Origin of the sequence: Klebsiella sp. GW_Kp181, from assembly GCF_040062315.1 — a bacterium.
In the GTDB taxonomy this organism is placed as follows: Bacteria; Pseudomonadota; Gammaproteobacteria; order Enterobacterales; family Enterobacteriaceae; genus Klebsiella; species Klebsiella oxytoca.
On the sequence record NZ_JBEAFR010000042.1, the window covers coordinates 43295 to 67589 of the forward strand.

A 24295-nucleotide genomic window follows, 5' to 3' on the forward strand; every position below is an offset into this window, starting at 1 on the left:
CCGGTAAGGCGTCAGCCGCCACCGGGGAGGGCATCTGAAGCCCCGGTGGGGATGACTTCCCGGAGGCGATGCTGCGCATCTGTCCGGGCTACAAGTTCGTGCGGTTTGGTAGCCCGGACAGGCGCGTCAAGCGCCGCCTCCGGGGGGATTTTGCCGGGCTATTTATCAGAACTGAAGCCGTTGCTGGTCGCCAGTTCGGCAAACCACAGCGCGTTGCGCTTTATCAGCCGCTCTCCGGTTTGCAGGTCGAGCCGCCAGAAGCCGTAGCGGCGCTTGAATGAGTTAATCCACGACCAGTTATCGATAAAGGTCCACTGATGCACGCCAAAGCAGTTCGCGCCGTCGGCAATGGCGCGATGCAGCTGCACCAGATGCTCTTCCATCAGGCCGATGCGGAACGAATCGTCAATCACCCCGTCCTCGCCCGGCTCGCCTTCCGACTCGATATCCATCGCGATACCAATTTCCGCGAGGAACCACTTTATATTGCCGTAGTTATCGCGAATATTGGCGGCAATGTCATAAATCGCCTGCGGCAGAATCTCATTATTATCGCGATAAGGATTAAAACGCCCTTGCGGATTCACATAGTTTTCGAAATAGAACTCCGGGGTGAAATAGTCCAGCGTATAGTCGCTTTCGCGCGCTTTCACCCGCCGCGGAACGTAATAGTTAACGCCGAGAAAATCGACGCGCGATCCGGTAATCAGCTCAACGTCGGCTTTTGTCACCTCCGGCAAACAGTCGTGCGCGGCCAGAATTTCGCACAGCGCTTTCGGGAACTGATGTTTCACCAGCGGGTCGAGGAAGCTGCGGTTGAAGAACAGATCCGCATACCACGCCGCTTTTTGGTCTTCCGCGCTGTCGTTGCGGGTATAGGACGGCGTCAGATTCAGCACCACGCCAATCTCGCTTTCCAGCGCCAGCGCGCGAAACTCGCGCACCGCTTTGGCGTGGGCCAGCATAATGTTAAACGCCACCTGCGCCGCCAGACTGCCGTCTTTCTTGCAGGGATAGTGGAAGTCATACAGATAGCCGCCCTCAACCGGCACAATCGGCTCGTTGAAGGTGATCCAGTATTTCACTTTGTGCCCAAACAGCTCAAAAGCGGTACGGGCAAAACGCGCGAAAAGATCGGTCACGTGCGCCGACTCAAAGCCGCCGTACTGCTTTTGCAGCGCTTCCGGCATGTCAAAGTGATAGAGGTTGATCATCGGCTCGATGCCGTTTTCAATCATCTCATCCAGGTAGGCATGATAAAAACGCACCGCGTCCGCATTGGGCGCGCCGGTTTCGAAGTCGTCAATCAGACGCGACCACTGAATCGAGGTGCGAAAAGAGTTGAACCCGGTCCGCTTCATCAACGCCACGTCCTGGGGATACTGATGGTAAGTGTCGCAAACCGTTTGCGGCCCAATCTGCTGATAAAAACGTTCCGGCTGTTCGGCAAACCAGCTATCCCAAATAGAACGATGCGGCTTGTTGCTTATCCCTTCCGTTTGCGGACCGGATGCCGCCGCGCCCCAAAAAAAACCTTCCGGAAACTGATACCGGGTCATAACGCCTCCTGTAAGTTAAAAAAGGCCGCGCCCAACGGGCGCAGCCAATAAGCACTACTCTGCAACCACTTCAATCGATTTGATAAACATGTAGCCCCAGTCGCCGGCGAATTTACCGAAGTCGATGCGGTTATCGCCAGCCTTCAGCTCCACCGGCACCCGCAGCTGCTGGCCCTGTTCATCGGTTTGCGGGAATTCAACCGCGATTGGCGCGCCGCCGTTGACGATAAACGAGTTTTTCTTGCCGCCCCATTTGCCGCTGAACGTCACCTGCAGCTGATACTTGCCGGCCCACGGCGCGGCAACCTGCCAGCTCACCTTATCGCCATCGTTGGCGAACGGCCCGAGGAAGCCGTCTTCGTCAATCGTCAGCGCGTCTTTCTCGCTTTTCCCCGCCTCGATCTTGCCATCGGTCACGTTCACAACCCCGGCGCTAAAACGGCAGTAATCAGCGGGCGCTTTCCCGACGGCTTCTGTCACCGTGACCTTTACGGTTTTACTGCTTTTGAGCAGACCATCATCGGCGCTAAAGGTCAGCGCGTATTCACCGGGGGCGCTAAACCAGGCGCGGGTTTCGGCTTTATCCGTCGCGCAGATATGGGCCTGCGCGTTGCCGCCGTTGCTCCAGCTCACCTTAACGTTGCCATCCGGCAGCCCGTCATCGCGCCAGCTCGCGCTGAGCTGCACGCCCTGGTCCTGGCTGGTGGTGAGCGTTTCCACCAGCGTGACTTCCGGCGTCTGATTCGCCTGGGTGTGCTTCACGCTAATCACGTTCGAAGGCGATGAACTGCCGCTCTCGTTTTTAGCAATGACGCGGTAATAGTACGTATTCCCCAGTTGCAGACTGCGATAGTCATCGCGGAACAGATCCATCGTCTGCGGGTTCCACTCGTTAACTCCGTCCGAAATATCGCGCCCCACGACCTTCCACGGTCCGGATGCCGAATCGGCGCGCTCGACATCATAAGCGCGCCCTACCGCCGCCCCCAGCCAGTTGATCGCAAACGGTGAGTCCGTCGCCCGCAGCGTCGGCGCATCCGGCTTCGGCAGCGGCGGCGCTTTCTCCTGCCCGTTCATCTGCGCCGCGGCGGTCCGCACCAGATCGACCACCTCCATCTCCTGATTGGCTTTACCGTCGACCGGAAAGCCCGGCAAATGGTAGCTGTAGTGGCCGGTGGACTCTTTATGCCAGTAGAAACCGCCATCGTGACGATGACCGCGGAAGCCCCAGATTAAACCGCCCGCCGCCTGCGCGCCGTTGACTTCGCTATGGACGATCGACTGCATAATGGCGTTAAGCTGCTGCGCATCCAGCAGGCCAAATTCGCCCACCATGTAGACTTTCTTACCCGCGGCCGCCGTCAGGTCTTTTTTCACCTGATCGGGATGGTTGTTATCGGCATTGGTGTAGTAGTGGTTGCTGACGATATCGACATGGGGATCGTTAAGCGCAAACGCATTAATTTTCTTATAGGTGCCATCCACCACCAGCTGATGCGGCGCCCACTTTTTGATCCATGCGGCGGTCTGCTGAAGGAACGCCGCATTGGTATCCTCCAGCTCGTTGCCGGTCTCCCAGGCCATAATCGCTTTTTCGTCATAGTAAGGGCGCCCGGTTACGCTGTTGGTACGGGTGATAACCTGACGAATCACGTCCAGATAGGCCTTGAAGGTTTTACTATCGGTACGGTAAAAATCCTCCGGCTTTTCGTGGTAGAACGCCGCCAGCTGCTCGCGACCGCCCCACCACCACCAGTGATCGATAAACGGTAGAATCAGTCGCAGCCCCTGTTTGTCCGCCTCGGCGATCATGTTGTCGTACACCCGCATCGCCTTTTCGTTCAGGCGCGGCATGCCGTCGGCGGTTTCCGGGGCCAGAATATGGGTTTCGCGACCGCAGGCCTCGTCAAACGTCTGCTGCACCGAGAGCACGTATACCCGCTGCGCCCTGGCGCCGGTTTGCACCAGCGCTTTAATCCAGTTTTCCTGTTCCTCCGCCGTCGGCCAGCGGAAGTATTGCCCCCAGCCGCGCGAGTCGGCTTTACAGGTGCCGCGCGCGTCGTCTTCAATACGATGCAGCTCCGGCGCATGAATGCCCGCAAAGCGGAACACCTTGTCGCCATCTTTTAACGTTGCGCCGTCGCGGGTAATAAAGTGTTCAAAGTGCGACTGTTCTGCGGCCATCGCGCCTGCGCTTCCCAGCGCCGAAAGCAGCGCGACGAGCATCAGTTTTTTCACCGGCTTAATCATCGTTATCTCTCCTTAGAACCAGACTTCGGCCTGCACGCCGAAGTTCAGCGTGTCGGTATCGCCGCTGCGCGAGTAGCTACCGGCGGAAAGGGTATTGGTGCTCCAGTCGTAGTTGCCGTCCAGCGCGTCGGACACCCCCTTATCCCACTTCGCGTAAGTGACGAAGAAGCGCAGCTGCGGGCGCGTCCAGAAGCCGGAATCAAAGGTCAGGGTCGGCGCGATGGTCACTTTAGTCAGGCCGCCTTTGCCCTTGCCGTCCACGCCTTTATAGTTTTTATCGTCGAGATATTCGTAGCCCAGCTCGTACTGCATGGCGAAGTTTTTGGTGATCTGCTGATACGGGCGGATCCCCGCCACCCAGCTGGTGCGCCCCCAGCCTTCGGCGTCTTCCGTCCACCAGCGGTAGTTTTTGTCTTTCTGATAGTAGGCAAACGTGGAGATTTCCCAGTCGCCGAGCGAGGCCATGTTATCCAGCACCACGCGCCAGGACTGGGTATCGTCGAGGTTTGCCCAGCCCCAGCCGTTTTTACCCAGCGAGTCTCCCGCCGCCAGGCCGCGCCCGTACTGGAAGACCGCGCGAGAGTAGCCGCCGGTCAGGCCGTAAAAGCCGTCAAAGTTGTAAACGCCGGTCACGCCGTAGCCTTTTTCCGCCGAGGTCGGGTGCTTCTCGTTGCGGTTCATGTGGTGGCCAATCAGCTCAAGATCGAAGCCGGTGCCGCCGATCTTTTTCAGCCACAGGTTGAGCGAGTAGTCATCCGGATAGCCCTGATCGCCTTTGTCGACCGGGTAGGCTTTGGTTTCGTCCGTCGGCGAGAAGGCGTAAACCCCGGCATCGAAGCGCGCGAAGCCAAGATCCATATTGTCGAAGCCGCCGCCGGTGCCGTTGTACTGAATATACTCCCAGTCGAACTGATGGCTGGAGGTGTTGGAGCTGCTGTAGCGCTTTCCGGCCCAGAAGGTCATCTCCGGGGCGAAGTCGAGGTTGGACAGTTCGGCAAAACCTTCGCGGAACTGCACATCATGCCCGTCGTCGTCCTGACAGTTCCAGTCAGAGGTACATTTTGACTGATGGGTGATGTTGGCCTGGACTTTTGCCACCACGCCGCTGTCCGAGGTTAACGTCACCGTTGGGATCAGTTCGATCTTGGTATCTTCTTCGTTGCCCAGACGCCACTTGCCGTCCGGCATCAGGCCAACGGAGTCAGCGCGATTGCCGTCGGCGTTGGCGAGGATCCCTGAACGGATATAGCCATGGAGCATAAAATCGTACTTCGGATCGGCGCTGGCGCAGTCGCTCATCACCGCAAGGGCAAGTAAAGACAGAGGTATTGAATGATTTAGCCTGATCATTTTTTATCCTTGGTTATTTTTTTATTAACACTGCCTGAGAACGGGAGGAAATTTACGGATCAAAAAAGGAAATGTACATCCACAAACGGAAAGCGCTTTCCGTAATTGCCGGATGAGTTCACAAATTTAACGATAGCGGGCAAATATTCGTGATGGAGTTCACATATTCTGGCAGAAATAAAAAAGCCCGCGCAGGGCGGGCTGGGGCAGACAGGCGAAAAGCTTAGCGTTCAGCGTCGGCAAGCTGGCGTTCGTAGACCTTAAAGAACGGGCGATAGAGCATCCAGGCGTTAAAAATAGCGAACAGGCACATGCATAAGTTTTTCCAGCTACCGTTGGCTGACCACGCCGCGCCGAGCGGCGCCGGCATCGACCACGGCAGCATCGCCACCGCCCGGTCGAGAATCCCCAAATGGGTTAAATACCAGGCGATACAGGCATTTATCAGCGGCACAAAAATAAACGGCAGCAGAAAAACCGGGTTCATGATAATCGGAAAGCCGAACAATATCGGCTCATTAATGTTAAACAGCGAGGGAAGCAGGCCAATTTTCCCGACGCTTTTCAACTGCCGGGAACGGCTGCGCATCGCCATAAAAACCAGCGGCAGGGTCGAGCCGATACCGCCGATTAGCAGGTAGAAATCCCAGAATCCCTGCAGGTAAATATGCGGTAACGTGGCGGAACCGGCGGCCAGCGCCTGTTGGTTTTCAAACAGATAGGTCATCCAGAACGGGTTCATAATCCCGGTGATAATTAGCGCGCCGTGAATACCGACAAACCAAAGCAGGTTGCAGATAAATAACGATATTAAAACCGCGGTTAGGGTATCGGAGGCCACCACCAGCGGCCGCACCGCTTCGCTAATCAGCTCCGGTAAAATGCGCCCGGTGCTTTGCAACAGCAGCGCGTTAATGACGCTAATAGAGAGCATCACCACCAGCAGCGGAATCAGTAGCTGAAAGCCGTTGCGGGTCATCACCGGTACCTCTTCAGGCAGGCGGATGCACCAGCCTTTCTTATAGAAAAAGCGTACAATTTCAATGGAGTAAGTACTCGATATCAGCGCGGTAAAAATCCCCATTCCGCCAAGAAAAATATTGGTCGCGCCGTTGTCGCGAAAGCCGATAAACAGCAAAAACGCCAGGCAGCCGGTCAGCCCGCAGAGCCGCTCCGGTAGCCGGTACTGCTTGGCAAGACTGGCGCTGGCGCCGAAGGCCACAATCAGCGCCACCAGCCCGATAGTCAGTTCAAAAGTCGGCAGCAGAATAGGCCGCAGCTGGAAATAGAACTGGCCAAAGGCCGATGCGCCGTCGATGGAAACGGGCGGAAACAAAATCGGCACCAGCAAACTTCCGACGATCACAAACGGCATCGCCAGCGCAAAGCTGTCGCGCATCGCCGTAATGTGGTTATTGCGCGTCAGAACGTTGGCCAGCGGCGCCAGCCGCTGCTCGATGATATCGACGGCAACATTCATTAACTGAATGTTCATAATCCTGCCTTTCAGAAGAGAGTAGTCGCCAGGATGATCGCGCACTCCTGTGTAAAGTAAAAGCCCGTCATAGGTGATCGTGGTCACAATAAATAAATCCACAAACGGAAAGCGCTTTCCGTTTTATATCCGTTGTGACTATAGTCGGCGCATCCCACTCATCAGGAGCGATATATGAAAAAGATAATGTTGTGCTGTTCCGCGGGCATGTCCACCAGCCTGCTGGTGAAAAAAATGATCGCCGAGGCCGAGCAGCGCGGGTTGCCGGTAGAGATCAACGCCTTTGGCGTCGCGGAGTTCGATCAACAGGTCGGCCATTACCAGGTGGTCCTGCTGGGGCCGCAGGTGAAATACATGCAGAAAGATCTGCAAAAACAGGCTGATAAATACGGGATCCGCGTGGAACCCATCAACATGATGGATTACGGCATGCAGAAAGGCGGCGTCGTGCTGGATTTCGCGCTTTCCCTTATCGATAACAAAAACTAAGGAAAGATCATGAGCTCTCTGTACGCGAAGCTGATCGCCGTGATTGAACAGAAGATCACGCCTATGGCGGGGGCGATCGGCCAGCAAAAATACGTCACCTCCATCCGCGACGGTTTCATTACCGCCCTGCCCTTTATGATCGTTGGCTCGTTTTTGCTGGTGTTTATCTTCCCGCCGTTCTCCCCGGATACGACGTGGGGCTTTGCCCGCGCCTGGCTGCAATTTTCGCTCGATCATCGCGATGCGCTGATGCTGCCGTTTAACTTCAGCATGGGGGTGATGACGCTGTTTATCGCCGTCGGGATCGCCGCCAGCCTGGCGAAGCACCATAACCTGGACTCGCTGACCGCCGGGATGCTGTCGCTGATGTCATTTCTGCTGGTGGCCGCGCCGCTGAAAGATGGCCAGATCTCTACCGCCTACTTCTCCGGCCAGGGGATCTTTACCGCAATTCTGGTGGCGATTTACTCTACCGAGCTGTACGCCTTTCTCAAACGCCACAACATTACGATCCGTCTACCGCCTGAAGTTCCGGCGGGCGTGGCGCGCTCGTTCGAGATCCTGATCCCGGTGCTGGCGATCGTGCTGACGCTGCATCCGCTGAACCTGTTTATCGAAGCGCAGCTGGGCATGATCATTCCGGAAGCGATCATGTCGCTGGTGAAACCGCTGGTGGCGGCGTCCGATACCCTACCGGCGATCCTGCTGTCGGTACTGGTGTGCCAGGTGCTGTGGTTTGCCGGCATTCACGGGGCGCTGATCGTCACCGGGATTATGAATCCGTTCTGGATGGCGAATCTGTCGATCAACCAGGCGGCGATGGCCGCAGGGACCGCGATTCCACATATCTATGTCCAGGGCTTCTGGGATCACTATCTGCTGATCGGCGGCGTCGGCTCCACCCTGCCGCTGGCGCTGATGCTGCTGCGCAGCAAGGCCGTGCATCTGCGGACGATTGGCCGGATGGGCGTGGTGCCGGGCGTATTTAACATCAACGAACCGATTCTGTTCGGCGCGCCGATCATCATGAACCCGCTGTTCTTCCTGCCGTTCGTGCTGGTGCCGATGGTCAACGCGACCCTGGCCTACTTTGCGCTGAAGCTGGACCTGGTCAGCCGCGTGGTGTCGATGACGCCGTGGACAACGCCAGCCCCTATCGGCGCCTCCTGGGCGGCAAACTGGAGCTTTAGCCCGGTGATCATGTGCCTGATTTGTATAGCGACGGCGATGGTGATGTATCTGCCGTTCCTCAAAGCCTACGAAAAACAGCTGCTGGAGCAGGAGCACGCTAACGCCGCCGCCCAGGCTGAAGGCGCGCCGCAGTCCGCATAATTCATACTATTCAGAGGTTTGTCATGGAATTAGAAGAACAGGTGATGGGTATTATCATCAACGCCGGGCAGTCGCGCAGCCTGTGCTACGAAGCGCTGAGCTGCGCTAAAGCGGGGGACTTCGCCGCCGCCGACGAAAAAATGAAAGAAGCGGCGCATTTTGCCCGCGAAGCGCATCGGGTACAGACCCAGCTGATTGAAGCCGACGAAGGCGAGGGTAAAACCAAAATGACCCTGGTGATGGTTCACGCTCAGGATCATCTGATGACCTCGATTCTGGCGAAAGAGCTGATCGGCGAACTGATCGCCATTTACCGCTCGCGGCCGCTGCACGCGTAGGGCTCCCCTCTCCAGGGGAGAGAAGAAAATCGGCCTGCATCGCGGATGACGTAGCCCGGGTAAGGCGTTGACGCCGCAACCCGGGAAAACGGTAAATGCTCATGTCACCTGGCTGACTTCCCGGCTCGCGCTGCGCTTAGCCGGGCTACCCGGACTGCACGCGTAGCGCCCTCCCGGAGAAAACCGGCTGGCATCGCGGATAACGTCGCGGCCCGGGAAACCGTCGACCACGATTAAGGATAACTATGCTACATCTGGGTTTAGACATTGGCGGCACCAAAATGGAAGCCGTCCTGCTCAACGCGGCGGGCGAATGCGTCTATCGCCAGCGCCGTCCGACGCATAAAGAGAGCTATCAGGCGTTTATGCAGCAGCTGCTCGGGCTGATTGCGACCGTCAGCGACTGGAGCGAACGGCCGTTTACTATCGGCATCGGCCTACCGGGGGCTATCGACCCGCAAAGCGGCCTGATTAAAAACTGTAACTGTCTGGTGCTCAACGGCCACGACCTGCGTCATGACCTGATGCGGGAACTTGGTCAACCGGTATGGATGGCGAACGATGCCGACTGCTTCACCCTCTCTGAAGCGGTGGACGGCGCGGGCGCAGGGGCAACGACCGTATTCGGCGTTATTATCGGTACCGGCTGCGGCGGCGGCATCGCGGTGAACCAACGGCTACTCAGCGGGCCTAACGCCATCGTTGGCGAGTGGGGACACAATCCTCTGCCGGGCTATTGCCCCGAGCGCGACGGTCCGGCGCAGCCCTGCTACTGTGGCAAAGAGAACTGCATCGAAAGCTTTATTTCCGGCACCGGCTTTGCCCGCCGCTACGGCGAACAGGCGCCTGCGGAAGCGATTATCGCCGCCGCGCAAAACGGCGAACCGCAGGCGCTGGCCCACTGGCGGCATTTTATTGACGCTTTCGCCCGCAGCCTGGCCTCGGTAATCAATATCCTCGATCCGCAGGTGATTGTGTTGGGCGGCGGGCTCTCCAACGTCGGGCAAATCTACGAGCAGCTGCCGTCGGCCATCGTCCCGTATCTCTTTTCCGACAGCTGCCGAACGCAGATCAAAAAGGCGCGCTTCGGCGACGCCAGCGGCGTGCGCGGCGCGGCCTGGCTGCCGGTTCTGGCCGCTGCTGAAGGCCCCCGCCGGTAGACACTTTTTTCAGCAGGTATGCTAAGCTAGGCGAAAATATTCAGACAGAAAAAGCCATGCCAACCATTGATGATGTTTCAAGATTAGCGAATGTCTCCCGAGCGACGGTATCCCGCGTGCTGACCGGCACCCGGGGCGTGCGCGAAGAGAGCCGGGAAGCGGTGCTGCGCGCGGTAGAAGAACTTAACTACCGCCCGAGCTTTGCCGCGCAAAACCTCGCCAGTCAAACATCCAATCACGTGGGGCTGGTGATCCCGGCAAACGATGAAAGCAGCGGCGCGCGCCTGCTGCCGATGCTTTCATTAGCGCTGAAGGGGCTGAATAAGAACCTGATTGTTCAGTACGTCACGGATGCGGCGGAACAGGCAGCGGTCGTCGATGATCTACAGCGTCAGTGCGTGGCGGTAGTGGTACTCGGCGCCGTCCCGGCGGATGCGCCGCGCAACGTGATCTCTTTTGACCGTTTCAGCATTGCCGGGGTCAATAATCAGGGCTATGACTACGCTTTTGCTACCGAAAGCGCCTGCCGCTACGTGATCGGCAAAGGCCATCGCAATATCGCTCTGCTTATTGATAGCGACAGCGATGACGCCAGCCGCCAGATGCTCGAAGGCTATCGCAACGTCCTGCAAAACTACTCCATCCCTTTTAACCGGCAGCTGATGCTGGCGGCCAACGACAACGTTGAACAGGCGCTGCTGACGCTGATCAACAGCTTCAGCAAATACTCGGTGATTATCGTGAAACGCGACCGCTACGCCGCCGAAGCGATGCGCCTGCTGCGCGAATTCAACATCGCCGTACCGCAGGAGGTTTCGCTGCTGAGCCTGGAGGATTCTCCCCTCGCCTCGCTGCTGAATCCGCCGCTGACCTGTATCTCCTGGCCGCTGGAGCAGCTGATGGAGAACTGCCTGCAGCGTATCCGCAATTTGATTGATGAGCGCCCCGCTTTCTCCCCCGAAGGGCGCACGCTGGCGGGCCGCCTGATCCCCCGCCAGTCGGTGGCCGATCTCTCCTGATTTTAGCGCCCGGCCCTTTGGCCGGGCCTTTTCCGCACGCGCCGCTGGTTTCCACGCTAATCATTCGCCTCACATCTAAATAAGAATTATTTTCATTTATAAATAGCTTATGCTATATAACATAGCAATGGCTATAAATGCTGATTAATTAACCGCAACGTTGTGAGGGACCTTATGCTGCACCTGCCACCTTTGAAGCATCTGATGTTTGCCGCGACTCTGGCGCTGCTGGCCGTCGCCCCCGTCCAGGCCAAAGAGAAATTTAAAGTGATTACCACCTTCACGGTGATCGCCGACATGGCGCAAAACGTCGCGGGCGACGCCGCCGACGTCAGCTCCATCACCAAACCGGGGGCCGAGATCCATGAATATCAGCCGACCCCCGGGGATATCAAACGCGCGCAGGGCGCGCAGCTCATCCTCGCCAACGGCCTGAATCTTGAACTGTGGTTCGCCCGCTTCTATCAGCACTTAAACGGCGTACCGGAAGTGGTGGTCAGTAACGGCATTCAGCCGATGGGCATCAGCGAAGGGCCGTATAACGGCAAACCCAACCCGCACGCGTGGATGTCGGCGGACAACGCGCTGATCTATGTCGATAATATTCGCGACGCGCTGGTGAAATACGATCCTGCAAACGCCAACGCCTATCGCCACAACGCCGAAGCCTACAAAGAGAAGATCCGTCAGACCATGGAGCCGCTGAAGGCGGAACTGGCGAAGCTGCCGCAGGATAAGCGCTGGCTGGTGACCAGCGAGGGCGCGTTTTCTTACCTGGCCCGCGATAACGGCCTGCAGGAGCGCTATCTGTGGCCGATCAACGCCGACCAGCAGGGTACCCCGCAGCAGGTGCGCAAAACCATCGACACCATGAAGAAAGAGCGTATCCCGACCATTTTTAGCGAAAGCACCATTTCCGATAAACCGGCGCGTCAGGTGGCCCGGGAAGCCGGCGCCCACTACGGCGGCGTCCTGTACGTCGACTCCCTGAGTACCGCCGATGGCCCGGTGCCGACCTACCTCGACCTGCTGCGCGTTACGACCCAAACCATCGTCCAGGGCATCAACGACGGACTAAGGAAACAGGCATGAGCCATGAGCAGCCGGGCCTCGCGGTCAACAACGTCAGCGTCACCTACCGCAACGGCCACACCGCGCTGCGCGATGCCTCGTTCTGCGTCCCGCGCAGCTCTATCGCCGCGCTGGTCGGCGTGAACGGCTCGGGAAAATCGACGCTGTTTAAAGCGCTGATGGGCTTTGTGCGCGTCGGAAAGGGCGATATTGCGATTCTCGGTCAGCCGGTTAATCGCGCTCTGCGGCAGAACCTCGTCGCCTACGTTCCGCAGGCGGAAGAGGTGGACTGGTCCTTCCCGGTACTGGTGGAGGATGTGGTAATGATGGGGCGCTACGGCCATATGGGCTGGCTACGGCGGGCCAAACCGCGTGACCATGAGATTGTCGACGCCGCCCTGGCGCGGGTCGGCATGAGCGAGTACCGCCATCGTCAGATCGGCGAACTCTCCGGCGGCCAGAAAAAACGCGTCTTTCTGGCCCGCGCTATCGCTCAGCAGGGAAAAGTCATCCTGCTGGACGAACCCTTCACCGGCGTCGACGTGCAGACCGAAGCGCGCATCATCGAGCTGCTGCGGGAACTGCGCGACGAAGGCTGCACCATGCTGGTTTCCACTCACAACCTCGGTTCGGTAAGCGAATTCTGCGACTACACGGTGATGGTCAAAGGTACCGTGCTGGCCAGCGGCCCGACGGAAAGCACCTTTACCGCTGAAAACCTCGAGCTGGCGTTTAGCGGCGTGCTGCGCCACGTGGTGCTGAGCGGCGCGGAAGAGCGGATTATTACCGACGATGAGCGGCCATTTATCAGCCGCCGGGCGGCGGGGGGCGAAAGATGAGCTGGCTGCTGGAGCCGTTTAGTTATCACTATATGCTGAATGCGATGTGGGTTTCGGCCCTGGTAGGCGGGGTGTGCGCATTTCTCTCTTGCTACTTGATGCTCAAAGGCTGGTCGCTGATTGGCGACGCCCTCTCCCACTCCATTGTCCCCGGCGTGGCGGGCGCTTATATGCTCGGTCTGCCCTTTGCGCTGGGGGCGTTTCTTTCCGGCGGGCTGGCCGCGGGCAGCATGCTGTTTCTTAACCAGCGCTCGAAGCTGAAGGAAGACGCGATTATCGGCCTGATCTTCTCCTCTTTTTTCGGTATTGGCCTGTTTATGGTGTCGCTGAATCCGACCTCGGTGAATATCCAGACCATTATTCTCGGCAATATTCTGGCAATTGCCCCGGAGGATATTATTCAGCTGGCGGCGATTGGCTTTATTTCGATGGCGATTCTGCTGCTGAAGTGGAAAGACCTGATGGTGACCTTTTTCGATGAAAGCCACGCTCGTTCGATTGGCCTCAACACCAGCGGGTTAAAGCTGCTGTTCTTTACCCTGCTGGCGGCCTGTACCGTGGCGGCGCTGCAAACCGTCGGCGCGTTTCTGGTGATTTGTCTGGTAGTGACGCCCGGTGCCACCGCCTGGCTGTTGACCGATCGCTTCCCGCGCTTGCTGGCGATTGCCGTTGCGATTGGCAGCCTGACCAGCTTTTTCGGCGCCTGGCTGAGCTACTATCTGGACGGGGCGACCGGCGGGATTATCGTCGTCGCCCAGACGCTGCTGTTTTTAGCCGCTTTTGTTTTCGCGCCGAAGCACGGCCTGCTCGCCAGCCGTCGCCGCGCCAGGGAGGCCTCATGCTGAGCGCGCTGCTTGAACCTTTTCAGTTCTCCTTTATGGTCAACGCCATGCTGGTGTCGACGATCGTTGCCGTTCCCTGCGCGCTGCTGTCGGTCTTTTTGGTGCTCAAAGGCTGGGCGCTGATGGGCGATGCCATGAGCCACGCGGTTTTTCCGGGGGTAGTGGTAGCGTATATCCTCGGTATCCCCTTCGCCATCGGCGCGTTTATCGCCGGGTTATTCTGCGCCATCGCCACCGGCTATCTCGACGATAACAGCCGCATTAAACGCGATACGATCATGGGCATCGTGTTTTCCGGGATGTTTGGCGCGGGCCTGGTGCTGTACGTGTCGATTCAGTCGGAGGTGCATCTCGATCATATTCTGTTTGGCGATATGCTGGGAATTTCCGCCGGCGATATTGCGCAAACGTCGCTGATCGCACTGGGAATAGCACTAATTATCGGGTTTAAGTGGCGTGACTTTCTGCTGCACGCCTTTGACCCGCAGCAAGCGAAGGCCAGCGGATTGCACTGCGGGCTGCTGCATTATGGGCTACTGTGCATGATTGCGCTGACCATCGTGGCGACGCTGAAAGCGGTGGGGATCATTTTGTCGATTTCGCTGCTGATAGCGCCGGGGGCGATCGCTCTGCTGCTGACGCGACGTTTTGTCAGCGCCCTGCTGCTGGCGGTGGCGATAGCGTTAAGCTGTTCGCTGGGCGGCGTGTGGCTGTCGTTTTATCTCGACAGCGCCCCGGCGCCGACCATTGTGGTGCTGTTTACCGTCCTGTTCGTTATCGCGTTTGTCTGGACGTCGGTTCGCGATAGTCAGACCACAGCCCGTTCCGGCGAGGCCCCGGATCGCGGCTGACGCCTTATCCGGGCTACAGACCGCACGAATTGTAGCCCGGCTAAGCGCAGCGCAAGCCGGGGAGTTTATTGCGGCTTTTTGGGTCGATACTTTTCCGGTAACTCCGGCACCGGGCGTTTATCATCGATCAGGTGGCGAATCGTCAGGATCGGATGCCGCCAGAGCATCCTCGGCCCCGCCCAGCGCATAATCTGCTTCATCTCTTCGCGTTTCGCGGGCTGATAGCAGTGCACCGGGCACTGCTTGCAGGCCGGCTTTTCTTCGCCAAATACGCACCTATCCAGCCGCTTGTCGGCATAGGCGTTGAGCGCCTGATAGTGTTCGGTATCGTCACGGGCCTCCGGGCAGCGGCGCTGGTAGAGCGCGATCATGCTGCTAATGGTCTTTTTTTCCCGCGCAATACGTTTGCCCGCCATCGCCTGTTCCTCCCGAAAAAGATGTATTTATAATACACATTCAGAGAGGGCGATGCAGCCCCATACTCCCTGAGGATTATGCCGGCTTGTCCAGGTGCCCCAGCGGTTTTTCCGGGAAGCATACATCGCGTACCCGGCGCTTGAGCTCCGCCGCATCGGGGAAACCTCCGTCCTGCTTGCGCTCCCAGATTTGCACATCATCAACGGCGACCACGAAGATCCCGCCGGTCCCCGGCACCAGCGTGACCGAAGCGATGTCGGTGCTAAAGCTGTGCAGCAGCTCCTGGGCCATCCAGCTGGCGCGCAGCATCCAGTTGCACTGCAAACAGTAGGTGATGGTAATCGCGGCTTTATGGCTCATCGGCTTCTCGCTGTCAGTACAAGGGCAAATTGTAAACAACTTGCAGATTAATTGAAGAATACATGATTATTTTGTTGCAAACGATAATACCTATCATTACCATTCGCAATCAACAAGCATGGAGAAAAAACGTCCAGTAACGGAATAACGGGACACACCTGCACTCTGGAAGTAACGCGTGAGCCAATACTCAAAACCTATCCCAGTAGGCGTCATTGGCGCAGACAGTTTGAACACGGCCAGCGCGGAAGAACCGGAACGTACACGTAGTACGTGAGGATTCTGAGCACTGCCCAGGTTCAAAATGGCAAGCAAAATAGCCCTAATGAGATAGGTTCTAATAATTATTAAGGCGTGGCTACTATGTATAACTCCACTCAATCAACAGCATGGTTCAAGAAAAGCCTGCTGGTGACTTCTTTGCTTACAGCAATTTATCAGACTTCCGCCGGGGCGGCTGATACCACCGCGAAAATCACCAGCAGCGCATCGACTGATGACAGCTCGGAACGGATGACCGTTACCGCGCCGGCGCCGTTACTGAAAGCGGGCAGCGAACATTCGATCAGCGCTCAGGAGCTGCAGGATAAAGGGGCCAACGACTTTGGCTCGATCATGCGCTACGAGCCGCTGATTAGCGCCACCGGCGCCAGCGGCGGTTCCGGCAACGGCAAAAGCGGCTTCGACCGCGGCGGCTATACCGGCTACAATATTCGCGGCATGGAGAGCAACCGCGTCGGGATCGACGTCGACGGCATTGCCCAGCCGAACGCCACCGGACGCAGCTACGCCAGCCGCGCGGGCCTCAATACCTTCGGCATGGGTCGCGACTATATTGACCCCTATATGTACGGCAGCATTGATATTCAGTCCGGGGCGACATCAACAGAAACCGCCAACAGCGCCATCGGCGGCAACGTCTCTTTCCGTCCGAAATCTGCGGATGACTATCTGCATCCGGGCAAAACCAGCGCCTTCGGCTACCGCAGCGGCTACGACTCATCCGATCGCAGCTGGCACAACGGCGTGACCATAGCCGGCGGCGATGAAACCCTGCGCGGGGTCTTCGTCTACAGCCGTCGCGACGGTCAGGAGACGGAAAATAACAGCGGGACCGTTGATTCCTATCCGGCAAACTGGCACTCGGACGCCTTTATGGCCTCCGGGATCTGGCAGCCGAATGACGAGCATAAGTTCACCAGCACCTTCGATTATTACCATAAAACGAACCACACCCATTACGACGCCTGGGACTCCAGCGGCAACAGCGTTATCGGCACGTCAAACCAGACTAGTCAGACCCGTCGCTGGGGCCTGAGCCTGAAAGATGACTGGACGCCGATGAATGATTATATCGACAGCGTATCGACTAAAGTCTACTACCAGCATACCGAGGCCCACGACTGGACCTATATGCCGGACAGCATCACCCGTGCGATGCAAACGGTGAGCTCCGACTATGACACCGACACCTGGGGTATTCAGAGCGCGCTGGCAAAATCAATTGGCCGCCACGATCTGAGCGCCGGTTTTAACGCCAGCACGACGAAAACCCAGCGGCCGTTAACCCAGTCGCCAACGCCGAGCGCTTATAGCCAGATTATGCAGCCGGACGCCGATAGCCGCGGCTATATCGTTGCGGGCTTCCTGCAGGACAAAATTAACTTCGATCTCGACGGCCATAACTTTGCGGTTATCCCGGGCATTCGTGTGATGCATCAGTCGACCAAACCGGAAAACGTCTCCGATTTGGCCAACAACAGCAGCGTACTGACCGGTTCCGACGTGTCAAATCTGTACGGTAAGAACGCTGATACCCAGGCGCTGCCGTCGCTGGTCTTGCAGTACGATATCACTCCGCGCCTGATGACTTATCTGCAGTATCAGCGCGGCGCGCAGTTCCCTAACGCCAGCCAGCTGTACGGTTCCTGGAACCTCGGCTCCAGCTACGCCGGACGCGCCCAGTATGCGCTGATCGGCAACACCGATTTGAAAACCGAAACCAGCGATAACGTTGAGTGGGGGATGAAAGGCGAAGTGACGGAAGGCATCACCATGCGCACCGCGCTGTTCTACAACACCTATAAGAACTTTATCGCCTATACCCGCTACACCCGCGCCAATAATCCGCTGCAGTTCGCCAGCGTTCCGTCGAACATCTACACCATTTACCAGGCGGAAAACCGCGATAAAGCCTATATCTACGGCGGCGAAATCAGCGCTAAATTCAACTTTGGCACCTGGTTTGAAGAGGTTAACGGCCTGAGCGCCACCCTCGCTTACGGTTATAGCGAGGGGCAATCGAAATCCAGCTACAGCGGCGACAAGTACGTTGACCTCGATAGCGTCGCGCCAATGAAGGCTATCGTCGGCGTGGCGTGGGACGATCCGGCAAAAGTGTACGGCACCGCGCTGACCGCCACCTTTGTTAAGGGCAAGCGCGCCACCGCCACCAACCGTGAAAGCTATACCAACACCGGTTCCGCCATTACCGATTCGACCAACGAATATATGCGCGTTCCGGGCTACGGCATGCTGGACTGGACCGCGTACTGGCAGGTCGCGAAGAACGTGCGCCTGAACGGCGGCGTTTACAACATTACCGATCGTAAATACTGGGATTATCTGAGCAGCCGCAATATCGAAACGGCGACGAATCAGGACGCCAACGACAGAGCGCTGGCGGTGATGCCTGGCCGTACCTGGCAGTTGGGCGTGAACGTCGATTTCTGACCGGCCAATAATAAGAAACCTGCTCCCCGGCCGCGCGCCGGGGAAACTCATCGTAGAGAAGGATGTGAATTATGCAAAACACCCAACCGCAACATGCCCCGCTGTGGCAACGCTACCTGACCACGAAAGCGCAATCTTCCGCGAAATACGCCCGCGATATCGCCGCCGAAATGGGGATTAGCGAAGCGGAGCTAACCGAAGCCCGCCTGGGCTACGACGCCGTACGTCTGCAGAACGACGCCCGCGCCATCCTGACGGCACTGGAAGCCGTGGGGGAAACCAAATGCATCTGTCGCAACGAATACGCGGTGCATGAACAGGTCGGCGAATTTACCCATCAGCATTTAAGCGGCCACGCCGGACTGGTGCTCAATCCGCGCGCCCTCGACCTGCGCCTGTTTCTGAGCCAGTGGGCCAGCGCTTTTCGCCTGAACGACAACGGCCGCCAGAGCATCCAGTTCTTTGATCCGCACGGCGACGCGCTGCTCAAGGTTTACACCACTGAAAATACCGACATGGCGGCCTGGGATGCGCTGATTATCGCGCAGACGCAGCAATTGCCTGCCCCGCTGGCGATTCGCCCGGCCGATCCGCTGAAATTTGCCGACTCCGCCGACGGCGAGGCGCTGGAAAACGAATGGCGCGCCATGACCGACGTCCACCAGTTCTTCGGCCTGCTGAGAAAATATAACCTGTCGCGCCAGCAGGCTTTCCGCCTGGTCAGCGACGACCTCGCCTGCCGCATTGACAACCAGACGCTGCCGGGCCTGCTGGAAACCATCCGCCAGGACGGCAACGAGATCATGATTTTTGTCGGCAACCGCGGCTGCGTGCAGATCTTCACCGGCGCGCTGGAAAAAGTCGCTCCGATGCGCGGCTGGCTGAATATCTTCAACACCGCTTTTACCCTGCATCTGCGCGAGGAGAGCGTGGATGAAATCTGGGTGACCCGCAAACCGACCTCTGACGGCCACGTCACCAGCGTCGAGCTGTTCGCCAAAGACGGCACGCAGATCGCACAGCTGTTCGGTCAACGCAGCGAAGGCCATCCGGAGCAGACGCAGTGGCGTGCGCAGGTCGATCGTTTGACTACCGAAGGACTCATCGCATGAAGCGCTGGCTGATATTGCTTGCGGCGCTCCCGCTGTTGGCCAGCGCCGCCGCCGAGCGCATTGTGTCACTCGGCGGCGACGTCACGGAGGTGGTTTACGCCCTCAACGCCCAGCGGCAGCTGGTGGCGAAAGACAGCACCAGCACCTGGCCTGCCGCCGCGCAGAGCCTGCCGGATGTGGGTTATATCCGCCAGCTGAATGCCGAGGGCATCCTCTCCCTGCGCCCGACGCTGGTGCTGGCCAGCGCCCAGGCGCAGCCCTCGCTGGTGCTGAAAAAGGTGGCAGAGAATAAGGTTAAGGTCGTCAACGTGCCGGGCGGCTACGACCTTCCGGCAATCGAAGCAAAAATTGACGTGATTGCCGACGCCCTCGGTAAGCAGAGCGAAGGAAAAGCTCTGCGCCACAAGCTTCTTCAGCAGATCGCGCAAATTCCTTCCCAGCCTGTAAACAAGCGGGTGCTGTTTATCCTCAGCCACGGCGGCATGAATACCATGGTGGCCGGGAAACAAACCGCAGCGGATGGGGCAATCAGGGCGGCCGGGTTAGAGAATGCCATGCAAAGCTTCGACCATTATCGCAGCATGTCGCAGGAGGGCGTTATCGCCAGTAAACCGGACCTGGTGGTGATCTCCGCCGATGGGCTGAAAGGCATGGGCGGCGAAGCCGGGCTCTGGAAACTGCCGGGACTGGCGCAGACGCCAGCGGGGCGCAATAAGCAGGTGCTGGTGATAGATGATATGGCCCTGCTCGGCTTTGGCCCGCGTACCCCGCAGGCGGTGCTCGCGTTACGGCAAAAAGCGGAGCATCTGCCCTGATGCGCACCCACCCTGCCCGTCATCTGTGGTTAATGACGCTGCTGCTGATTGTCCTGACGCTGCTCGCCACGACCCTGGGCGCAATGCGCCTGCCATTAGCCAGCCTGTTGCCCTCCGGCGATGAAATCCTGAGGAGTATCTGGCTGACCATTCGTTTGCCGCGAGTGCTGCTGGCGCTGCTGGTCGGCGCCGCGCTGGCGCTTTCCGGCTGCGTGATGCAGGGGCTGTTTCGCAACCCTCTCGCCGACCCCGGGCTGCTAGGCATTAGTAGCGGCGCGGCGCTGGCGGTCGCCTGCTGGCTGGTACTGCCCCTGTCGGTGCCGGCGCTCGTGGAGCTGTACGCCCCGATGCTGGCGGCGTTTATCGGCAGCATGGCGGTGATGGTGGTAATTTTTATTCTCAGCCGGGCGGGCGACGCCTCGCTTTCGCGCCTGCTGCTGGTCGGCATCGCCATTAATGCCCTGTGCGGCGCGCTGGTCGGGGTACTTTCGTGGATCAGCAATGATACCCAGCTGCGCCAGCTTTCCCTCTGGGGGATGGGCAGCCTCGGGCAAGCGGAATGGTCGACGCTGCTGGTGGCCGCCACGCTGATGATCCCGGCCTCGCTGGTGGTGTGGGCGATGGCTTCGCGGCTCAACCTGCTGCAGCTGGGCGATGAAGAGGCGCACTATCTCGGCGTCAACGTTCGCGCCCTGCAGCGGCTGCTGCTGCTGTGCAGCGCATTGCTGGTGGCGTCAGCGGTGGCCATCAGCGGCATTATCGGGTTTATCGGACTGGTGGTGCCGCATTTGATGCGGATGTGGCTGGGGCCGGACCACCGCGGCCTGGTCCCCGGTTCGCTACTGTGCGGCGCAATGTTGCTGCTGCTGGCCGACACGCTGGCGCGCACCGTTGCCGCTCCCGCCGAGATGCCGGTCGGGCTGTTGACCAGCGTACTCGGCGCGCCGTGGTTTCTGTGGCTGATTTTTCGTCGGGAGAAAGGGGCTCATGGATAACCGCTATAGCGCGCGTTCGCTTTCGCTGCGTCTGGGTAACCGGCAGATTATTCATGATGTTTCGCTCCAGCTTTGCGGCGGCGAGATGACGGCATTGATTGGCCCCAACGGCGCCGGTAAATCGACCCTGCTGCGCCTGTTGACCGGTTATTTAACGCCCGAAGAGGGCCAACGGGTGGTGGAAGGCCGACCGCTGGAGAGCTGGTCGGCAGAAACGCTTTCGCGCCGCCGGGCGGTGATGCTGCAACGCACCCAGTTGCACGCAGACTGGCCGATAGAAACGATTATCGCTATGGGGCGCTCGCCGTGGGGCGGCGCGATAAACCAGGAGATGATCTGCCAGGTAATGAAAGAGACCGGGTGCGATCATCTGGCCGGAAGACGCTACCCTACCCTCTCCGGCGGCGAGCAGCAGCGGGTGCAGCTGGCCCGCTGCCTGGCGCAGCTTTGGCGCGACGGCGCCCCCGAGGGCTGGCTGTTCCTTGATGAACCCACTTCGGCGCTGGATCTCTATTACCAGCAGCACCTGCTGCGCCTGCTCAAACGCCTGACCCGCAGCCGCCGCCTGCACGTCTGCGTGGTACTGCACGATCTGAACCTCGCAGCGCTATGGGCCGATCGGATTCTGCTGCTGCATCAGGGGAAACTGGTGGCTCAGGGCACGCCGCAGGAGGTGATCCAGCAGCCGATTATCAGCCGCTGGTACGGCGCGGAGGTCAGCACGGGCAAACATCCCGATGCGGCCGTTCCGCAGGTGTATCTGGCGCCGTGAGCAGAGGAAATGATTGTGCCGGGCGTAGGCTAACGCTCTGCCCGTCCTGTGAAAACGTTCCTTGATAAACAACGAAGCCGATACCTTTACCGGCTTCGTTGTGATTGGCAAATTAGAAGATCTGCCGATAGAGCGCTTTAATCTCTTCCAGATTGGTATCGCGCGGGTTGCCGCCGGTACACACGTCCGCCAGGGCCGCGGCGGCCAGAGCATCAATATCTTCTTCTTTCATTCCCACGTCGCGCAGGCGCGCCGGAATATTGACGTCGCGATTCAGCTGCGCCACCGCCTCAATTGCCGCGGCACGCGCTTCGGCAATCGGCAGGGTTGCCGCCGACTTGTTACCAAGCGCAACCGCGATGTCGCGATACTTCTCGCCGGTAAATTCGGCGTTATAAGCCATAATATGCGGCAGCAGCACCGCATTAGCCACACCGTGCGGCGTGCCGTAAAAAGCGCCCAGCGGATGAGCCATACCATGAACCAGCCCCAGACCGACGTTGGAAAAACCCATCCCGGCAATATATTGCCCCAGCGCCATCCCTTCCGCGCCCTGCGCGTCGCCCTGTACGGAAGCGCGCAGCGAGCGGCCAATCACCTCAATGGCCTTCAGATGCAGCATGTCGGTTAATTCCCATGCGCCTTTAGTGATATAGCCTTCAATGGCGTGGGTCAGGGCATCAACGCCGGTGGCCGCCTTCAGGCTGGCAGGCATGCTGCTCATCATTTCGGCGTCGATGATCGCTACCACCGGGATATCATGCGGGTCGTAGCAAACAAACTTGCGGCGATTCTGTACGTCAGTTATTACGTAGTTGATGGTGACTTCCGCCGCGGTACCGGCGGTCGTTGGGATGGCAATCATCGGTACGGCGGCGTTTTTCGTATCCGCCCCGCCTTCAAGACTGCGAACGTCGGCAAATTCGGGGTTATTAATGATAATGCCTATTGCCTTACAGGTATCCTGCGGCGAGCCGCCGCCGATCGCGATCAGGTAGTCGGCGCCTGACTGTTTAAACGCCTCTACGCCCTGCTGCACAACCTCAATCGTGGGATTCGGGACCACTTCATCAAAGACGCTGTAGGGCAATCCGGCGCCGTCGAGGATAGCGAACACCCTGGTTGCTACATCAAAACGAATAAGATCCTTATCCGTGACCACCAGCGCTTTTTTGAAGCCGCGTTTTTTAACTTCATCTACGATACAACGAATCGAACCTGGGCCAAAATAAGAGGTTTCGTTTAAAATCATTCTGTAAGCCATTTGTGCTCCCTCAATTCGAGTGTTTGATAACCATAATATTTAGCCCTACAGTAACGTGACTGACGCAGCCATTTTATTATTTCATATCAAATAACACCCTAATTGCTCTGCACGTTGGCGCAGTTAATTCACGTATCGGTCATATACAACAAAGTGAGTCCAGTATATTGGACATCAGCGACTCCCTGCGCTTAATCGAGTGATAAGCTTCGCCCCTCAATATAAGCAGCAACCAACCACTATTCTCAGATAAATATTATTGAACTGGATCACATTATTTTGTTTTCTATGATCAACATCGCTTCCCGGGAAAATAGATATTTTATCAGCAAGCGCCAAAACAGGAATGAGGACGCCACTCAACCGAAGTACATAAAGAAGAGCCAGGATCGGGATTTTCATTTTTCTACCTTTGCTACCGGCATCCTTAGCTCATTGCGCTCTGTCGTTATGCTCATCTGACAACCCGGCCGCCAATTTAACATATCAGAAACAAGCGTGTCATTTCATCAACAAAAAAAGCCCTCCTGCGATCATCGTCCTTCGCTCAAATGACCCTCTAAGAATTATCTATCATCGCTGATAAAAATTTATCACCCTCTGAATAGCGAAATGACTTGTTACGAGTAAGAAAAAGATATCAGCATTAAGAACTTTCTCTATTATTTGCGAGATATCGATTCTCAAAAAACCTTAAAAAAAACAAAAAACGCCTAAGATTTCTATATTTATTGCAAACATCACAGCCTCTTGTTAGTATGACCTTTAGTCAATATGTTTATTATAAAAATACCACTTATGATGTTTGTTAACCTTTATTCTGATCACCTGACCATACTTCTCTAACGGCAGTAGTAAATGTCTGACCTTATATATTGACATTTCGCACCTGTCCGCTAACTCACGAGTAAGTAACCCCTCAGGCTCATGTTCTTTCAATACATAAAGAATATACTCCTGCTCTGGTACGTTCACCCCGGAGAATTTATTGATGCCCATTGTGGTCATCAATGTTCTTAAACTCTCAACTGCGGTTAGCGAACCATGATGTGAATCTGGCGTACTGGGTGAAATTGCAATCTTCATGAGTCAGCTCCTTCTGTCATTCAGTGCTTGGGAGTATGGGATGACCCCATAAAAACGGCAACATTAACTTTAAATTTCAACTTAAACAGTACATTTATCTGAAATTCACTTTTTTTTATGATAAAAAACCTGATATAAAGAGTGAA

22 protein-coding genes are annotated in these 24295 nt (G+C 57.5%); 14 read left to right on the forward strand and 8 right to left on the reverse strand.

The window, feature by feature from the left end; genetic code table 11:
- Positions 1-158: 158 nt before the first annotated feature.
- The 4 genes from ABLV11_RS07280 to ABLV11_RS07295 all read right to left on the reverse strand — a co-directional run bounded on the left by ABLV11_RS07280 (position 159) and on the right by ABLV11_RS07295 (position 6654).
- Positions 159-1559 (reverse strand): glycoside hydrolase family 1 protein, encoded by a 1401-nt coding sequence (locus tag ABLV11_RS07280; RefSeq protein ID WP_004104867.1) that lies wholly within the window; start codon positions 1557-1559, stop codon positions 159-161.
- Positions 1560-1613: 54 nt separating this feature from the next.
- Positions 1614-3806, reverse strand: a complete 2193-nt coding sequence (locus ABLV11_RS07285; RefSeq protein WP_348855265.1) for a CBM35 domain-containing protein — start codon at positions 3804-3806, stop codon at positions 1614-1616.
- Positions 3807-3821: 15 nt separating this feature from the next.
- Positions 3822-5159, reverse strand: coding sequence for a carbohydrate porin (locus ABLV11_RS07290; RefSeq protein ID WP_224299397.1), 1338 nt, complete (start codon positions 5157-5159; stop codon positions 3822-3824).
- Between the two features lie 223 nt (positions 5160-5382).
- Positions 5383-6654, reverse strand: coding sequence for a PTS cellobiose transporter subunit IIC (locus ABLV11_RS07295; protein ID WP_016809474.1), 1272 nt, complete (start codon positions 6652-6654; stop codon positions 5383-5385).
- Positions 6655-6828: 174 nt separating this feature from the next.
- Here ABLV11_RS07295 and ABLV11_RS07300 point away from each other — a divergent pair, with 174 nt between their 5' ends.
- From ABLV11_RS07300 to sitD, 9 genes are all read left to right on the forward strand, one after another.
- The gene (locus ABLV11_RS07300) at positions 6829-7143 is read left to right on the forward strand and encodes a PTS sugar transporter subunit IIB (RefSeq protein WP_348855251.1); all 315 of its coding nucleotides are present in this window, start codon (positions 6829-6831) and stop codon (positions 7141-7143) included.
- A 9-nt stretch (positions 7144-7152) separates the two neighbouring features.
- The gene (locus ABLV11_RS07305) at positions 7153-8475 is read left to right on the forward strand and encodes a PTS cellobiose transporter subunit IIC (RefSeq protein WP_016809475.1); all 1323 of its coding nucleotides are present in this window, start codon (positions 7153-7155) and stop codon (positions 8473-8475) included.
- A 23-nt stretch (positions 8476-8498) separates the two neighbouring features.
- Positions 8499-8813: a PTS lactose/cellobiose transporter subunit IIA gene (locus tag ABLV11_RS07310; protein ID WP_004104873.1), complete on the forward strand. Its 315-nt coding sequence runs from the start codon at positions 8499-8501 to the stop codon at positions 8811-8813.
- A 245-nt stretch (positions 8814-9058) separates the two neighbouring features.
- Positions 9059-9973, forward strand: a complete 915-nt coding sequence (locus tag ABLV11_RS07315; RefSeq protein WP_047720728.1) for an ROK family protein — start codon at positions 9059-9061, stop codon at positions 9971-9973.
- Positions 9974-10029: 56 nt separating this feature from the next.
- Positions 10030-10992, forward strand: coding sequence for a LacI family DNA-binding transcriptional regulator (locus ABLV11_RS07320; RefSeq protein WP_004104875.1), 963 nt, complete (start codon positions 10030-10032; stop codon positions 10990-10992).
- A gap of 174 nt (positions 10993-11166) precedes the next feature.
- Positions 11167-12084: a metal ABC transporter substrate-binding protein gene (locus ABLV11_RS07325; protein WP_224330186.1), complete on the forward strand. Its 918-nt coding sequence runs from the start codon at positions 11167-11169 to the stop codon at positions 12082-12084.
- Positions 12081-12902 (forward strand): manganese/iron ABC transporter ATP-binding protein, encoded by an 822-nt coding sequence (locus tag ABLV11_RS07330; RefSeq protein WP_004104877.1) that lies wholly within the window; start codon positions 12081-12083, stop codon positions 12900-12902. Before ABLV11_RS07325 ends, ABLV11_RS07330 begins: the two co-directional genes overlap by 4 nt.
- A complete protein-coding gene (gene sitC, locus ABLV11_RS07335) occupies positions 12899-13747 on the forward strand; it encodes an iron/manganese ABC transporter permease subunit SitC (RefSeq protein WP_004104878.1) in 849 nt (282 codons plus the stop codon). Before ABLV11_RS07330 ends, sitC begins: the two co-directional genes overlap by 4 nt.
- Positions 13741-14595 (forward strand): iron/manganese ABC transporter permease subunit SitD, encoded by an 855-nt coding sequence (gene sitD / locus ABLV11_RS07340; protein ID WP_196090293.1) that lies wholly within the window; start codon positions 13741-13743, stop codon positions 14593-14595. The genes sitC and sitD overlap by 7 nt, the downstream gene beginning before the upstream one ends.
- 65 nt (positions 14596-14660) lie before the next feature.
- On the opposite strand, the gene ABLV11_RS07345 is transcribed toward sitD, so the two are convergent.
- Both ABLV11_RS07345 and ABLV11_RS07350 read right to left on the reverse strand, forming a co-directional pair.
- Positions 14661-15011 (reverse strand): nitrous oxide-stimulated promoter family protein, encoded by a 351-nt coding sequence (locus tag ABLV11_RS07345; RefSeq protein ID WP_004104880.1) that lies wholly within the window; start codon positions 15009-15011, stop codon positions 14661-14663.
- A gap of 76 nt (positions 15012-15087) precedes the next feature.
- Entirely contained in the window at positions 15088-15372 is a 285-nt protein-coding gene (locus tag ABLV11_RS07350) for a SelT/SelW/SelH family protein (protein ID WP_224330189.1), read from the reverse strand.
- A gap of 363 nt (positions 15373-15735) precedes the next feature.
- Here ABLV11_RS07350 and ABLV11_RS07355 point away from each other — a divergent pair, with 363 nt between their 5' ends.
- The 5 genes from ABLV11_RS07355 to ABLV11_RS07375 all read left to right on the forward strand — a co-directional run bounded on the left by ABLV11_RS07355 (position 15736) and on the right by ABLV11_RS07375 (position 21799).
- Positions 15736-18105 (forward strand): TonB-dependent receptor, encoded by a 2370-nt coding sequence (locus tag ABLV11_RS07355; protein WP_348855254.1) that lies wholly within the window; start codon positions 15736-15738, stop codon positions 18103-18105.
- Positions 18106-18176: 71 nt separating this feature from the next.
- Positions 18177-19217: a ChuX/HutX family heme-like substrate-binding protein gene (locus tag ABLV11_RS07360; RefSeq protein ID WP_196090294.1), complete on the forward strand. Its 1041-nt coding sequence runs from the start codon at positions 18177-18179 to the stop codon at positions 19215-19217.
- Positions 19214-20032: a hemin ABC transporter substrate-binding protein gene (locus ABLV11_RS07365; protein WP_004114781.1), complete on the forward strand. Its 819-nt coding sequence runs from the start codon at positions 19214-19216 to the stop codon at positions 20030-20032. The genes ABLV11_RS07360 and ABLV11_RS07365 overlap by 4 nt, the downstream gene beginning before the upstream one ends.
- Positions 20032-21027, forward strand: coding sequence for an iron ABC transporter permease (locus tag ABLV11_RS07370; RefSeq protein ID WP_348855255.1), 996 nt, complete (start codon positions 20032-20034; stop codon positions 21025-21027). The genes ABLV11_RS07365 and ABLV11_RS07370 overlap by 1 nt, the downstream gene beginning before the upstream one ends.
- Entirely contained in the window at positions 21020-21799 is a 780-nt protein-coding gene (locus ABLV11_RS07375; protein ID WP_126489468.1) for a heme ABC transporter ATP-binding protein, read from the forward strand. The genes ABLV11_RS07370 and ABLV11_RS07375 overlap by 8 nt, the downstream gene beginning before the upstream one ends.
- Positions 21800-21911: 112 nt before the next feature.
- Here ABLV11_RS07375 and fucO read toward each other — a convergent pair whose 3' ends face one another.
- Positions 21912-23063 (reverse strand): lactaldehyde reductase, encoded by a 1152-nt coding sequence (gene fucO, locus ABLV11_RS07380; protein WP_004104888.1) that lies wholly within the window; start codon positions 23061-23063, stop codon positions 21912-21914.
- A gap of 765 nt (positions 23064-23828) precedes the next feature.
- A complete protein-coding gene (locus ABLV11_RS07385; RefSeq protein WP_004104889.1) occupies positions 23829-24149 on the reverse strand; it encodes a FaeA/PapI family transcriptional regulator in 321 nt (106 codons plus the stop codon).
- Between the last annotated feature and the right edge of the window lie 146 nt (positions 24150-24295).

What these genes read in the sequence shown, in the direction of transcription:
- ABLV11_RS07360 (WP_196090294.1), top strand. Translation starts at nt 18,177, where the DNA reads ATGCAAAACACCCAACCGCAACATGCCCCGCTGTGGCAACGCTACCTG.
- ABLV11_RS07345 (WP_004104880.1), bottom strand. Translation starts at nt 15,011, where the DNA reads ATGGCGGGCAAACGTATTGCGCGGGAAAAAAAGACCATTAGCAGCATG.
- ABLV11_RS07350 (WP_224330189.1), bottom strand. Translation starts at nt 15,372, where the DNA reads ATGAGCCATAAAGCCGCGATTACCATCACCTACTGTTTGCAGTGCAAC.
- ABLV11_RS07375 (WP_126489468.1), top strand. Translation starts at nt 21,020, where the DNA reads ATGGATAACCGCTATAGCGCGCGTTCGCTTTCGCTGCGTCTGGGTAAC.
- ABLV11_RS07355 (WP_348855254.1), top strand. Translation starts at nt 15,736, where the DNA reads ATGTATAACTCCACTCAATCAACAGCATGGTTCAAGAAAAGCCTGCTG.
- ABLV11_RS07385 (WP_004104889.1), bottom strand. Translation starts at nt 24,149, where the DNA reads ATGAAGATTGCAATTTCACCCAGTACGCCAGATTCACATCATGGTTCG.
- ABLV11_RS07310 (WP_004104873.1), top strand. Translation starts at nt 8,499, where the DNA reads ATGGAATTAGAAGAACAGGTGATGGGTATTATCATCAACGCCGGGCAG.
- ABLV11_RS07300 (WP_348855251.1), top strand. Translation starts at nt 6,829, where the DNA reads ATGAAAAAGATAATGTTGTGCTGTTCCGCGGGCATGTCCACCAGCCTG.
- sitD (WP_196090293.1), top strand. Translation starts at nt 13,741, where the DNA reads ATGCTGAGCGCGCTGCTTGAACCTTTTCAGTTCTCCTTTATGGTCAAC.
- ABLV11_RS07370 (WP_348855255.1), top strand. Translation starts at nt 20,032, where the DNA reads ATGCGCACCCACCCTGCCCGTCATCTGTGGTTAATGACGCTGCTGCTG.
- ABLV11_RS07315 (WP_047720728.1), top strand. Translation starts at nt 9,059, where the DNA reads ATGCTACATCTGGGTTTAGACATTGGCGGCACCAAAATGGAAGCCGTC.
- ABLV11_RS07290 (WP_224299397.1), bottom strand. Translation starts at nt 5,159, where the DNA reads ATGATCAGGCTAAATCATTCAATACCTCTGTCTTTACTTGCCCTTGCG.
- ABLV11_RS07330 (WP_004104877.1), top strand. Translation starts at nt 12,081, where the DNA reads ATGAGCCATGAGCAGCCGGGCCTCGCGGTCAACAACGTCAGCGTCACC.
- ABLV11_RS07295 (WP_016809474.1), bottom strand. Translation starts at nt 6,654, where the DNA reads ATGAACATTCAGTTAATGAATGTTGCCGTCGATATCATCGAGCAGCGG.
- ABLV11_RS07325 (WP_224330186.1), top strand. Translation starts at nt 11,167, where the DNA reads ATGCTGCACCTGCCACCTTTGAAGCATCTGATGTTTGCCGCGACTCTG.
- ABLV11_RS07305 (WP_016809475.1), top strand. Translation starts at nt 7,153, where the DNA reads ATGAGCTCTCTGTACGCGAAGCTGATCGCCGTGATTGAACAGAAGATC.
- ABLV11_RS07320 (WP_004104875.1), top strand. Translation starts at nt 10,030, where the DNA reads ATGCCAACCATTGATGATGTTTCAAGATTAGCGAATGTCTCCCGAGCG.
- ABLV11_RS07280 (WP_004104867.1), bottom strand. Translation starts at nt 1,559, where the DNA reads ATGACCCGGTATCAGTTTCCGGAAGGTTTTTTTTGGGGCGCGGCGGCA.
- sitC (WP_004104878.1), top strand. Translation starts at nt 12,899, where the DNA reads ATGAGCTGGCTGCTGGAGCCGTTTAGTTATCACTATATGCTGAATGCG.
- fucO (WP_004104888.1), bottom strand. Translation starts at nt 23,063, where the DNA reads ATGGCTTACAGAATGATTTTAAACGAAACCTCTTATTTTGGCCCAGGT.
- ABLV11_RS07365 (WP_004114781.1), top strand. Translation starts at nt 19,214, where the DNA reads ATGAAGCGCTGGCTGATATTGCTTGCGGCGCTCCCGCTGTTGGCCAGC.